This is a genomic window from Tenacibaculum salmonis, from assembly GCF_041053065.1.
GTDB lineage: Bacteria > Bacteroidota > Bacteroidia > Flavobacteriales > Flavobacteriaceae > Polaribacter > Polaribacter pacificus_A.
Window position 1 is genome coordinate 1,260,847 of the sequence record NZ_JBFCVV010000001.1, and the last position, 12,537, is coordinate 1,273,383.

The 12,537-nt window shown below is 29.4% G+C and carries 12 protein-coding genes; 8 read left to right on the forward strand and 4 right to left on the reverse strand.

Annotation, left to right across the window (positions count from 1 at the left end):
* The first annotated feature begins 2 nt into the window (after positions 1 to 2).
* Positions 3 to 608: a deoxynucleoside kinase gene (locus AB0T67_RS05450; RefSeq protein ID WP_271231461.1), complete on the forward strand. Its 606-nt coding sequence runs from the start codon at positions 3 to 5 to the stop codon at positions 606 to 608.
* Here the strand turns inward: AB0T67_RS05450 and AB0T67_RS05455 are convergent, their stop codons facing one another.
* The gene (locus AB0T67_RS05455) at positions 609 to 1,343 is read right to left on the reverse strand and encodes a TrmH family RNA methyltransferase (RefSeq protein ID WP_271231460.1); all 735 of its coding nucleotides are present in this window, start codon (positions 1,341 to 1,343) and stop codon (positions 609 to 611) included.
* Positions 1,344 to 1,414: 71 nt separating this feature from the next.
* Between AB0T67_RS05455 and tamL the strand changes: the two genes are divergently transcribed.
* The 6 genes from tamL to folK all read left to right on the forward strand — a co-directional run bounded on the left by tamL (position 1,415) and on the right by folK (position 10,148).
* Positions 1,415 to 3,865 (forward strand): translocation and assembly module lipoprotein TamL, encoded by a 2,451-nt coding sequence (gene tamL / locus AB0T67_RS05460; protein ID WP_369219475.1) that lies wholly within the window; start codon positions 1,415 to 1,417, stop codon positions 3,863 to 3,865.
* Positions 3,866 to 3,952: 87 nt separating this feature from the next.
* The gene (fbaA, locus tag AB0T67_RS05465; protein WP_369219476.1) at positions 3,953 to 5,020 is read left to right on the forward strand and encodes a class II fructose-bisphosphate aldolase; all 1,068 of its coding nucleotides are present in this window, start codon (positions 3,953 to 3,955) and stop codon (positions 5,018 to 5,020) included.
* Positions 5,021 to 5,191: 171 nt separating this feature from the next.
* The gene (accD, locus tag AB0T67_RS05470) at positions 5,192 to 6,049 is read left to right on the forward strand and encodes an acetyl-CoA carboxylase, carboxyltransferase subunit beta (RefSeq protein WP_271231457.1); all 858 of its coding nucleotides are present in this window, start codon (positions 5,192 to 5,194) and stop codon (positions 6,047 to 6,049) included.
* A gap of 151 nt (positions 6,050 to 6,200) precedes the next feature.
* Positions 6,201 to 6,470, forward strand: coding sequence for a 30S ribosomal protein S15 (gene rpsO, locus AB0T67_RS05475; protein WP_369219477.1), 270 nt, complete (start codon positions 6,201 to 6,203; stop codon positions 6,468 to 6,470).
* 178 nt (positions 6,471 to 6,648) lie between these two features.
* The gene (locus AB0T67_RS05480; RefSeq protein WP_369219478.1) at positions 6,649 to 8,886 is read left to right on the forward strand and encodes a polyribonucleotide nucleotidyltransferase; all 2,238 of its coding nucleotides are present in this window, start codon (positions 6,649 to 6,651) and stop codon (positions 8,884 to 8,886) included.
* A gap of 134 nt (positions 8,887 to 9,020) precedes the next feature.
* The gene (folK, locus tag AB0T67_RS05485) at positions 9,021 to 10,148 is read left to right on the forward strand and encodes a 2-amino-4-hydroxy-6-hydroxymethyldihydropteridine diphosphokinase (RefSeq protein WP_369219479.1); all 1,128 of its coding nucleotides are present in this window, start codon (positions 9,021 to 9,023) and stop codon (positions 10,146 to 10,148) included.
* A gap of 49 nt (positions 10,149 to 10,197) precedes the next feature.
* On the opposite strand, the gene gldC is transcribed toward folK, so the two are convergent.
* Both gldC and gldB read right to left on the reverse strand, forming a co-directional pair.
* Positions 10,198 to 10,533 (reverse strand): gliding motility protein GldC, encoded by a 336-nt coding sequence (gldC, locus tag AB0T67_RS05490; protein ID WP_271231454.1) that lies wholly within the window; start codon positions 10,531 to 10,533, stop codon positions 10,198 to 10,200.
* Positions 10,533 to 11,495 carry a gliding motility lipoprotein GldB gene (gene gldB, locus AB0T67_RS05495; protein ID WP_369219480.1) on the reverse strand — a complete coding sequence of 321 codons (963 nt, stop codon included), beginning with the start codon at positions 11,493 to 11,495 and terminating at the stop codon, positions 10,533 to 10,535. Before gldB ends, gldC begins: the two co-directional genes overlap by 1 nt.
* A 95-nt stretch (positions 11,496 to 11,590) precedes the next feature.
* On the opposite strand from gldB, the gene nadE reads away from it, so the two are divergent.
* The gene (gene nadE, locus AB0T67_RS05500) at positions 11,591 to 12,379 is read left to right on the forward strand and encodes an NAD(+) synthase (RefSeq protein ID WP_271231452.1); all 789 of its coding nucleotides are present in this window, start codon (positions 11,591 to 11,593) and stop codon (positions 12,377 to 12,379) included.
* On the opposite strand, the gene AB0T67_RS05505 is transcribed toward nadE, so the two are convergent.
* Positions 12,371 to 12,502 (reverse strand): hypothetical protein, encoded by a 132-nt coding sequence (locus AB0T67_RS05505; RefSeq protein WP_271231451.1) that lies wholly within the window; start codon positions 12,500 to 12,502, stop codon positions 12,371 to 12,373. The two genes, nadE and AB0T67_RS05505, sit on opposite strands and share 9 nt — an antisense overlap.
* Positions 12,503 to 12,537 lie beyond the last annotated feature (35 nt).

Consider the following 12,537-nt stretch of genomic DNA (forward strand, 5'->3'; position numbering starts at 1 on the left):
ATATGCATGTAGCAATTGCCGGAAACATAGGTGCAGGAAAAACCACATTAACCAATATATTAGCAAAACATTATGACTGGGATCCTCATTATGAATCAGTAGATGATAATCCGTACTTAGATGATTTTTATGCTCAAATGGAGCGTTGGTCTTTTAACTTACAAGTTTTCTTTTTAAATAGCCGTTTTCGTCAAGTTTTAGAATTAAGAGAATCTGGAAAAAAAATAATTCAAGATAGAACTATTTACGAAGATGCTCATATTTTCGCACCCAACTTACATGCAATGGGATTAATGACTAATCGTGATTTTGGTAATTATTCTTCATTATTTGAATTAATGGAAAAGTTAGTTACACCTCCTGATTTATTAATTTATTTACGAGCAGACATATCTACCCTTGTAGGTCAAATTCACAAACGTGGTAGAGACTATGAAAACTCTATTAGTATTGACTATTTAAGTAGACTAAACGAACGTTATGAAGCTTGGGCTAGTGGTTACAAAAAAGGAAAACTATTAATAATTGATGTTGACAATTTAGACTTCATTAATAATAATGAAGATTTAAAATTTATAATTGATAAAATAGACGCTCTAATTAACTAATTATTTTAGGGTTCTTTTAAATTCACTTAATAAAATAGCAGTTGCTGTGGCAACATTTAAACTCTCAGTTTTCTGAATTTCACCAAACCGTGGAATCGTTAATTTATGCTTTACAATTGCTGCTATTTCATTAGATATTCCATTAGCTTCGTTCCCCATAACTAAAACTGCTTTTTTAGGTAAAGTTGCTTCATATATATTTTCTCCATCCATATCTGCAGTATAAACTGCTAATTTAGTATCAGTCAAAAAACTTGGTAAATCGACATAAGAAATATTTACCCTAGTTAAAGACCCCATAGTTGATTGTACTACTTTTTGATTATAACAATCCACCGTATTTTTAGAACAAACTAACTCCGTAACACCAAACCAATCACATAAACGAATAATAGTTCCTAAATTACCAGGATCATTTACTTCATCTAAAGCAATCGTTAAATTCGTTTCACTTATTGTATTTTCTACTGGAATTTTAAATAAACCTAAAACTTTGTTCGGATTTTTTAAAGTACTAATTTTCTTCAAATCATTTTCTGAAATAATAGTACTTTCAACATTAGTAGGTATTTCAAAAGAAGTATCTACTGTAAAAATATGCGATGTTTCTAATGATGAATTTAATAATTCTCTCACCACTTTTATACCTTCAGCAATAAATAATTGATGTTTTTGTCGATACTTTTTTTGCTGTAAACTCGTTATTAATTTTAGGTTGCTTTTAGATAAACTCATTATTATTTTTTTAACATATTATAACCACTAAAAAACAGTATTTTTGATACTTAATACCAGCCGTAAAGTTAATGAAAAAACTTTCTTTCTTCTTTCTATTAATAGTCTTATTCAGTTCATGTAGTACGATAAAATTTGTTAAAAAAAATGAATTATTACTCGCTAAAAACACTGTTTATATTGATAGTATAAAAAACACCAGTGGAAATATTGCTGAATTATTAATGCAACGTCCTAATGCTAAGGCTTTAGGAATTCCTTTATCATTATATTTTTATAACTTAGGAAACCCTGTAGGAGCTAAAACTCCTGCTAAATGGGCTACAGAAAAACCAAATACTTACGCTTTTTTTAAAAAGTTTTTTTCTGAAAAACAAAGTATTTCAGTAGCAAATACTGCTATTGGAATTAATGAATGGTTTTTAAATAGCGGACAAGCACCTATTATTATTGATGATAAAAAAACAAAAAAAACTATTACAAATTTAAATGCCTATTTTCAAACAGAAGGTTATTTTAGATCAAAAGTAACCTCAAAAAAAGATACTATTCAAAATAAAAAAGGTAGCATCTCATATATCATAACAAAAGGAAATCCTTCTTTTTTAAACAAAATTAAAACTAAAATAACCTCCCCTATTCTTGACTCTTTATATCAAAAATCAGAAGAAAAAAGTTTTCTTAAATCTGGTGATCAATACAAAGATGAAAACTTTATCAAAGAAGCTAATCGTTTAGTTAATTTATTTAGAGATAAAGGAATTTATCATTTTAATGAAAATTATATATCGTTTGAAAATGATACGCTACAAAATTATCAAAAAACAAATGTAGCTGTTAAAATTTCTGATAGAATTATTCCTTTTAAAGTTCAAAAAATAAAGAGAATAAATGTATACACTGACTATACATACAATAAAAAAGATTCAATTCATAAAGACACTGTTTTATACAATGGTGTTCAGTTTTATGCCCATAAAAAATTAAAATACAATCCTAAAATATTATCACAATCATTATTTATAAAACCAAATACTGTATATAGCGACTTATCTAACAACCTAACAAGAACACATTTAAGAGGTTTAAGAAATTTTAAAACAACATCTATTAGGTATAATGAATTAAATGACCACGAACTAGAAGCAAACATTTTTTTAACACCTATTGAAAAATACACTTCAGGTTTAGACATGGAATTATCTCGTTCTAATATTCGAAATTTTGATATTTCTCTAAAATATTCTTTAACAAATAGAAACACTTTTAAAGGTGCAGAAATATTTAAAATATCAACTTTTGGTTCTTATTTTAATTCAAATAATGGTCCTGGTTGGGAAATTGGTGCTGATGTTACTTTAGAAGTACCTCGTTTTGTTGCGCCTTTTGGCTTACAAAGTCTTATTCCTAAAAAAATGTTTCCAAAAACAAAATTTTTAATTGGTGGAGCTAATCAAAAAAATATAGGATTAGATAATCAAAATATCACTATCGGTTTAGATTATAAATGGAAATATAACAAACAAAAAACACTTCAATTAGAGTTATTTAACACCCAGTATATTCGAAACTTAAATATTGATAATTATTTTAGTATCTATTCTTCGGAATATTCGAAGCTAAAAGAAGTAGATGTTGCTACTAGCAATCATACACTACCACTAAACCAACCTAGTAATTCTTCTGGAATTTTAGAATTTATGAGAGACGTTTCACAAGATGGAATTTTCAAAGCATCAAATCCTTTAGAATACCAAAATAATCTTAATATTTTTAATAGATATAATATTATTACTTCTGATTTTTTAATTCCTGAAATAGCTTTTAGCTATACATATAATAATCAACAAAATACAAAAGATACTAATTTCTCTTTTGTAAAATTTAGAGTTGCTAATTCTGGAAATTTCATGGGCATTTTATCTAAAAAAACAAATACTTGGAACCAAAAAACAGTTTTTAAAACCCCTATTGCTCAGTATTTTAAAACAGACATACAGTATAAAAAATATTGGAATTTAGGAGATAATACCGTTTTAGCACATAGAACTTTTTTAGGTGCAATTATTACTTACGATAACTCTAGTATACCTTTTTCTCGTAGTTATTTTGCTGGTGGATCTAATGATATTAGAGCTTGGAAAACTTACGATTTAGGACCAGGAACTCGTGCACCTGGTTTAGAATATAATATAGGAAGTTTAAAATTTTTATCTAGTTTTGAGTATCGTTTTAACGTAATTGGTTCTTTAAAAGGTGCTTTATTTGTTGATGCAGGAAATATTTGGGATATCACCAATTCTAGTTTTACAGATGAAAAAGCTAAATTCAATAATATAAAATCATTAACTGACATAGCTGTTGGTGCAGGTTTTGGAATTAGGTACGATTTTAACTTTCTAATTGCTAGAGTTGATTTTGGATTTAAAATGCATGAACCTTATCTAAAAAATGACAGGTGGTTTAAAAACTTTAACTTTTCAAATCGTGTATTAAACATCGGAATTAATTATCCTTTTTAAAATTTAATACTCCATCCTGTTATTTTTGACAAATGCATTTAAATTTTCTTATTTTTGACCCGCTAAATACAACTAAAAACATATAAAATGGCTCATACGATTAAAGCTGGAGTTGCTACCGGAAAAGAAGTTCAAGCAATATTTCAATTAGCAAAAGATAAAAAATTTGCATTACCTGCTGTAAATGTTGTAGGTTCTAACACTGTTAATACCGTTTTAGAAACTGCAAAAGAATTAAATTCACCTGTAATTATTCAGTTTTCTAATGGTGGTGCTCAATTTAATGCTGGTAAAGGCTTATCGAATGAAGATGAAAAAGCAGCAATTTTAGGTGCTGTAGCCGGAGCAAAACATGTTCACTTATTAGCAGAAGCTTACGGAATTCCTGTAATTTTACATACAGACCATGCTGCTAAAAAATTATTACCTTGGATTGATGGTTTACTAGATGCTAGTGAGCAATTTTATAAAGAAACAGGAAAATCATTATATAGTTCTCATATGATTGATTTATCCGAAGAACCTATTGAAGAAAATATTGAAATTTGTAAAGCATACCTTGCTCGTATGAGTAAAATAGGAATGACTTTAGAAATTGAATTAGGTATTACTGGTGGTGAAGAAGATGGTGTTGACAATTCTGATGTTGATGTTTCTAAACTTTATACACAACCTGAAGAAGTTGCTTACGCATACGAAGAATTAATGAAAGTTAGCGATCAATTTACTATTGCTGCTGCTTTTGGTAACGTTCACGGAGTTTACAAACCTGGTAATGTAAAATTAACTCCAAAAATTTTAAAGAACTCTCAAGAATATATTTCTAAAAAATATGCTGTTGCTGATAATACTATCGATTTTGTTTTTCATGGAGGATCAGGTTCTACTTTAGAAGAAATTAGAGAAGCTATCGGTTATGGAGTTATCAAAATGAATATTGATACTGATTTACAATATGCTTTTACAGAAGGAGCTCGTGATTATATTTTAGATAAAAAAGATTATATAGCAAGTCAAATTGGTAATCCAGACGATTCAGAACAACCTAATAAAAAACATTACGACCCACGTAAATGGTTACGTGAGGGTGAATTAACATTCAAAACTCGTTTAAAAAAGGCTTTTGAAGATTTAAATAATGTAAACACATTATAAACATTTTAATTTTTAATATTCAAGCACTTAGAATCTTCTAAGTGCTTTTTTATTATTTATAATAATATAAAGTTCGCAAAAATAATTTACATTTGTCGCCTGCTCTTTTCTTAAAATGAATGAGTTAATCACTAACGAACAACAAAATATAAACAAAATATAAACTAAACTATGGCTTGGTTTAAACGTAAAGACAAAGGAATTCAAACTCCTACAGAAGAAAAAAAAGATACTCCTAAAGGCTTGTGGTACAAAACACCAAGCGGTAAGGTTATTGATACAGAAGAATTAAAGAAAAACTTATATGTAAGTCCTGAAGATGGATATCATGTTCGTATTGGAAGTAATGAATATTTTGAGCTTTTTTTTGATGACAATAATTTTGAAGAATTAAATTCAGATTTAACATCTAAAGATCCTTTAAAATTTGAAGACACCAAAAAATATCCAGATCGTTTAAAAGCGGCACAAAAGAAAACTGGATTAAAAGATGCTGTTCGTACAGCAGTAGGTAAATCAAATAATAAAGACATAGTAATTGCTGCTATGGATTTTGCTTTTATTGGAGGATCAATGGGTTCTGTGGTAGGAGAAAAAATAGCAAGAGCTATTGATTATGCTATCGAAAATAAACTTCCATTCTTAATGGTTTCAAAATCTGGAGGAGCACGTATGATGGAAGCTTCTTTATCATTAATGCAATTAGTAAAAACTTCTGCGAAGTTAGCGCAATTAGCAGACTCAAAACTTCCGTATATTTCATTATGTACTGATCCTACTACAGGAGGAACAACTGCTTCATTTGCAATGTTAGGTGATATTAATATCGCCGAACCAAATGCTTTGATTGCTTTTGCAGGACCTCGTGTTGTAAAAGATACTACAGGTAAAGAATTACCTGAAGGTTTTCAACGTTCTGAATTTGTATTAGAACATGGTTTCTTAGATGCAATTTACGAGCGTAAGCAATTAAAAAAACAAGTTAACTTATATATCGATTTGATACAGAATCAACCTATAAGAGCCTAAATTTAAAAGTCAGCATTTGCTGGCTTTTTTGTTTTTTATCAATACAAAAAACACTTATACTGATACATTTCAACTAAAATTTTATTTGTACATTTGCAACTTCAATGAATAGCTCATTGATGTACATAAAAATCATTTAAATAATATTGGAATGTATTTAACTAAAGAAGTAAAAGAAGGATTATTCGAAAAACACTGTAAAAGCAAAACTGATACAGGAACTTCGGAAGGACAAATTGCATTGTTCACTTTTAGAATTAACCACTTAACTGAACACTTAAAAAGAAATCGTAAAGATTTTAATACTGAGCGTTCATTAGTGAAAATGGTAGGAAAACGTAGAAGCTTACTTGATTACTTAAAGAAATCAGATATTACAAGATATCGTGCGATTATCGTAGAATTAGGAATTAGAAAATAATTCTCAAAAAAAGAGGCTCTATAAACGTGCCTCTTTTTTATTTAAAAAAAATTCATTTCTATCTAACTAATAGAAATTTATATAAAAAACTCAAAATTTTTAACAACAATTTTGAATTTCCATTGCAACAAAACAACAACACAACAACAAACAATTTAAAAATTTAGAATTAAAATTTATGATTCCAAAAGTATTTAGAGAGGTCATTGACCTAGGAGATGGAAGAACCATTTCATTAGAAACGGGTAAATTAGCAAAACAAGCCCATGGTTCAGTTGTTGTGCAAATGGGAAAAGCAATGTTGTTATGTACTGTTGTATCTAGCTACAAAGCAGGAACAGTTGATTTTTTACCTTTAACAGTTGATTATAGAGAAAAATTTGCTGCCGCAGGACGTTACCCTGGTGGTTTCTTTAAAAGAGAAGCAAGACCAAGTGATGGTGAGGTATTAACAATGCGTTTAGTAGACCGTGTTTTACGTCCATTATTTCCAAAAGATTATCATTCTGAAGTACAGGTAATGATTCAATTAATGTCTCATGATGAAGATGTTATGCCAGATGCATTAGCAGGTTTAGCAGCTTCTGCAGCTATTCAATTATCTGATTTCCCATTCGAATGTCCTATTTCTGAAGCACGTGTTGCTAGAGTAAATGGTGAATTTGTAATCAACCCAAACAGAGCACAATTAGCAGAATCTGATATCGATATGATGATTGGAGCTTCAGCTGATTCAGTAATGATGGTTGAAGGTGAAATGGATGAAATTTCTGAAGAAGAAATGGCTGAAGCAATTAAATTTGCTCACGAGTCTATTAAAATACAATGTGCTGCTCAAACTCGTTTAGCTGAAGCTTTCGGAAAGAAAGAAACAAGAGAGTACGAAGGAGAAAGAGAAGACGAAGCATTAGCTGAAAAAATAAATGAACTTGCTTACGATAAGTGTTATGCTATCGCTAAAAAAGGTACATCAAAAGTAGAACGTACAACAGCTTTTGCTGAAGTAAAAGAAGAAGTAAAAGCTTCATTTACTGAAGAAGAATTAGCTGATTATGGTGATTTAGTTGGAAAATATTTCAACAAATCTCAAAAAAGTGCTGTTAGAGAATTAACTTTAGCTGAAGGTTTACGTTTAGACGGTCGTAAGACTGACGAAATTAGACCAATTTGGTGTGAAGTAGATTATTTACCATCAACACATGGTTCATCAATTTTTACTCGTGGAGAAACTCAAGCATTAGCAACGGTAACTTTAGGAACATCAAGAGATGCAAACAAAATAGATATGCCATCTTACGAAGGTGAGGAAAATTTCTATTTACATTATAACTTCCCTCCTTTTTGTACAGGTGAAGCTCGTCCATTAAGAGGAACTTCTCGTAGAGAAGTTGGTCATGGTAACTTAGCGCAACGTGGTTTAAAAGGAATGATTCCTGCTGATTGTCCTTATACAGTAAGAGTTGTATCTGAAGTATTAGAATCTAACGGTTCTTCTTCAATGGCAACTGTTTGTGCTGGTACAATGGCTTTAATGGATGCAGGTGTTAAAATGACAAGACCAGTTTCTGGTATTGCTATGGGATTAATTTCTGATGGTGACCGTTACGCAGTTTTATCTGATATTTTAGGGGATGAAGATCATTTAGGTGATATGGACTTTAAAGTAACTGGTACTTCTGAAGGAATTACTGCTTGTCAGATGGATATTAAAGTTAAAGGATTAGGTTACGAAATTTTAGTGAATGCACTAAAACAAGCTCGTGCTGGTCGTTTACATATCTTAGGAAAGTTAACTGAAACTATTTCTCAATCTAACGAAGAAGTTAAAGAACATGCTCCTAAAATGATTAACCGTCGTATCCCGAATGATATGATTGGTGCTTTTATTGGGCCAGGTGGTAAACATATTCAAGAATTACAGAAAGAAACAGGAACTACTATTGTAATTACTGAAGATGCTGTAACGGAAGAAGGAATTATCGAGATTTTAGGAACTGATCCTGAAGGAATCGAAAAAGTAACTACTCGTATTGAGTCTATGTTATTTAAACCTCAAGTTGGTAGTGCTTACGAAGTAAAAGTAATTAAAATGTTAGATTTTGGTGCTGTTGTAGAATATGCAGAAGCTCCAGGAAACGAAGTTTTATTACACGTTAGTGAATTAGCATGGGAACGTACAGAAAATGTTTCTGACGTAGTTAAAATGGGTGATGTATTTGATGTAAAATATTTCGGACTTGACCCTAGAACTCGTAAAGAAAAAGTTTCTCGTAAAGCATTGTTACCAAAACCAGAAGGTTATGTAGCAAGACCACCAAGAGAAAACAAGCCTAGAGATAACAGAAGTCGTGATGACAGAAAACCTAGAGCTCCAAGAGAACCTAGAGAAGTAAAAGAAACTAAAAAAGAAGATTAATTTTTTTTTTAAAATCATATTAAAAACCGCTAATTTATTTTAGCGGTTTTTTTATATTTATAAAAAATATACTTTAGTAATAAATTATAAAACTTTATAAAACAGCTACTTTTCTAAGCTCTTTGCACTCTTTTATGAATACACTACAAACAGCCTATTTATCAATAGGTACAAATCAAGGTAACAGATTCGAAAACCTTCAGGATGCAATAAATTTAATTGCCTATAATATTGGTTCTATAAAAAAAATAGCATCAATATATGAAACTCCTTCACTAGGTTTTGATGGTGCTGATTTTTACAATACCTGTATTACCGTTTCTACTTATTTATCACCAGAAATATTAATTAAAAAACTACTTTCTTTAGAAGATGAATTAGGTAGAATTAGAAAAAATAAAAATGGTTATACTGATAGAATTATTGATATAGATATTCTTTTATTAGATGATGAAATTATTTTATCAGAAAACCTTATTGTTCCGCATCCAAGGATGTTAGCTCGTAAATTTGTGTTAGTTCCTTTGATAGAAATTGCAAAAAACACAATACATCCGAAGGAAAAAAAACCTTTACATAATTGCCTAGATAATTGCCAAGATGATTCTGAAATAACAATTATTGATGAGCAATTAACAAAACCAATTACAATTAACGAAAAATATAATTACATTGCTATAGAAGGAAATATTGGCGCAGGAAAAACATCTTTAGCTAATTTAATAGCTAACAATTTTAATACAAAACCTGTTTTAGAACATTTTGCTGATAATCCTTTTTTATCAAAATTTTATGAGGATAATGAGCGTTATGCTTTTCCTTTAGAAATGAGTTTTCTTGCTGATAGATATCAACAATTAACAGATGATTTAGCTAAATATGATACAAAAAATGGTGTTATTTCTGATTATTATATATTTAAATCATTAATTTTTGCACAAGTTACATTACAAAATGATGAATATCTCTTATATCAAAAAATGTTTAATTTAATCTATCAGAAAATTCAAAAACCTGATTTATATGTGTATTTATATCAAAATACTGATCGATTACTTGAAAACATAAAAAAACGAGGTAGAAAATACGAGCAGAATATAAAAGCTGATTATCTTCAAAAAATACAAGATGGTTATAATAATTTTATAAAAAAAACACCAAAACTAAATATTTTAGTTATTGATGTTTCTAATTTAGATTTTGTAAATAATTCAGAAGATTATCAATTTATCATCAATAAAATATATAATCATACAACATAAAAAAAGCAGCTTAAAAGCTGCTTTTTATTATTTTTAAGACCTTTTAAGTCTATTTTTTCAATTCTAATTTTTCTGCAAAATAATCACAAAAATCTCTCATAGTAGCACCCATTTTATCATCATTAGTTGCTCTTTCAAATGAACCAGCCATTGATACTAATGTTTGATGATAAAATTGCTTCATTTCATCAACAGGCATATCCTTGGTCCATAAATCCATACGTAAAGTATCTTTTTTCTTATGATCCCAAACCGATAACATAATCGCCTTAGAAGATTCATTATCAATTCCACCATCTTCTGCATTCCATGAAATTTCTTCAGGAATTTTGTTTTCGTCTAATCCTATTGTGAATGTTACTTTAGATGTGTGCTCTATCGCCATTATTTCTTTGGTTTATATTTTGATTTTCTGAAGATTTCCTCTTCATTTTTCTGTAATAATTCTTGCAAAGATACATCATTCTTTTGCATGTACGAACGGACTATTTGCCAACCGATAAACTCCCCTATTCTCCCAGGAGATTGGCTATCTTCTTCCATATAGAACTTAGAAAAAGGTGCAATATCTAAAAAACGCACATCCAATTCTTTATGAGTACTATACAGCATATTTTTTTCGATAAAATATTTCCAAATTTGAGCTTCATTACTTTCTGCCCAACGCATTTTATCTGCTGAATAACCTATTTTAAGAGAATCTGATACTGTTGGTAAATACGCATCTAACACATACATTTTCTTACCTTTATAAATCATTTTCTCTACAAAATTTCTTGGTTTTTTAGAAAATTCATGAGCATTTAAAATTGTTTTAGCTACATCAACAATAATCTGTTCTTTCTCATTATTTTGCTTTATATAAGCAGGATAATCATTATAAAAAGGATGTTTTTCACCTAAATAAGCATCCAAAGATATTAACAATAAACTATCAGCAAATACGATGCGGTTTTCATAATCGATATTTGTTAACATTGTTATTACTCGTGGCGTTTTAGATTTCGGATTATAATATTTTAAATACTTAAAAAACGAATTTAAATCAGTAGTTAAGCCATTTATATCAGAAAAAACTTTTTGTGTTTCGTTATATAATTCTCTTTCATCTTTATTATTTATTTTATTTATCCAAACGCTGTCTGGTTGTTTTGGAAATAAAAAAGGATATTTAAGTTTTGTTTTATCTAAATCGGTAGCTGTTGTTTTATAAAAATCAACATCAAACCTATCTACTTTTACATTAACTTCTATATTCGATACATCTACTTTTAATTTAGAATTAACCTCTTTTTTACAAGACAGCAACCCTAAAACTAAAACAGATAGTGCTAAAATTTTTCTCATGAACTTTAGTATATTTACATTTAATATTACAACGTCGAAATTACTAAAATAGTTTATATCATTTTGATATAAACCCTTATAAAATATAGTTGATTATGAATACGCCAAAAGTTTCTGAACATATTGTAAAATGGTTAAAAGAATACGCTACTAAAGCTGGTGTAAATGGTTTTGTGCTAGGTATTTCTGGCGGTATAGATAGCGCTGTTACTTCAACGTTATGTGCTGAAACTGGTTTACCTACTTTATGTGTTGAGTTACCTATTCATCAAGCAGAAAGCCAAGTAAACAGAGCAAATGAACATATTAAACAATTAAAAGAACGTTATAGCAATGTTAGTGAAGTTGAAGTTGATTTAACTACGACTTTTGAAGGTTTTAAAAATGTTGTTCCTGAAGTAGAAACATCAGCAAAAACTGATTTAGCTTTAGCAAATACTCGTGCTCGTTTGCGCATGACTGCCTTATATTATTTTGCAGGATTACACGGATTACTAGTTGCCGGTACAGGTAATAAAGTAGAAGATTTTGGCGTAGGTTTTTACACCAAATATGGTGATGGCGGAGTAGATTTAAGCCCTATTGCTGATTTAGTAAAATCGGAAGTATATGCATTAGCTGCACATTTAGAAGTTCCGAATTCTATACAAAATGCTCAACCTACGGATGGACTTTTTGGCGATAGCAGAACAGATGAAGACCAAATTGGTGCTTCATATGATGAATTAGAATGGGCAATGAAAATGTTAGATTTAGGAAAAACAGAAAATGATTTTACAAACAGAGAATTAGAAGTTTTTAAAATTTACACTCGATTAAATCGAATTAATCAACATAAAATGATTCCTATTCCTGTTTGTAAAATTCCTACTGATTTAAAGTAGGTTAACTAAAATCATTTGGCGTTTAATCTTTTGATAAGCGCCTTTTTTACTACCGTTAGAAACTTCTAATGGTAATACAATTAGTAGCCATAATAATTCTAAAAATTGTATTATTTTTTTCATAATTTACTGTGATTTTTCAGGTCAAAACTACAAAA

Excerpts from the sequence above, each read along its gene's own strand:
- AB0T67_RS05455 (WP_271231460.1), bottom strand. The coding sequence starts at position 1,343 with ATGAGTTTATCTAAAAGCAACCTAAAATTAATAACGAGTTTACAGCAA.
- gldC (WP_271231454.1), bottom strand. The coding sequence starts at position 10,533 with ATGGCGATAGAGCACACATCTAAAGTAACATTCACAATAGGATTAGAC.
- AB0T67_RS05505 (WP_271231451.1), bottom strand. The coding sequence starts at position 12,502 with ATGAAAAAAATAATACAATTTTTAGAATTATTATGGCTACTAATTGTA.
- nadE (WP_271231452.1), top strand. The coding sequence starts at position 11,591 with ATGAATACGCCAAAAGTTTCTGAACATATTGTAAAATGGTTAAAAGAA.
- folK (WP_369219479.1), top strand. The coding sequence starts at position 9,021 with ATGAATACACTACAAACAGCCTATTTATCAATAGGTACAAATCAAGGT.
- gldB (WP_369219480.1), bottom strand. The coding sequence starts at position 11,495 with ATGAGAAAAATTTTAGCACTATCTGTTTTAGTTTTAGGGTTGCTGTCT.
- AB0T67_RS05480 (WP_369219478.1), top strand. The coding sequence starts at position 6,649 with ATGATTCCAAAAGTATTTAGAGAGGTCATTGACCTAGGAGATGGAAGA.
- accD (WP_271231457.1), top strand. The coding sequence starts at position 5,192 with ATGGCTTGGTTTAAACGTAAAGACAAAGGAATTCAAACTCCTACAGAA.
- rpsO (WP_369219477.1), top strand. The coding sequence starts at position 6,201 with ATGTATTTAACTAAAGAAGTAAAAGAAGGATTATTCGAAAAACACTGT.
- tamL (WP_369219475.1), top strand. The coding sequence starts at position 1,415 with ATGAAAAAACTTTCTTTCTTCTTTCTATTAATAGTCTTATTCAGTTCA.
- fbaA (WP_369219476.1), top strand. The coding sequence starts at position 3,953 with ATGGCTCATACGATTAAAGCTGGAGTTGCTACCGGAAAAGAAGTTCAA.
- AB0T67_RS05450 (WP_271231461.1), top strand. The coding sequence starts at position 3 with ATGCATGTAGCAATTGCCGGAAACATAGGTGCAGGAAAAACCACATTA.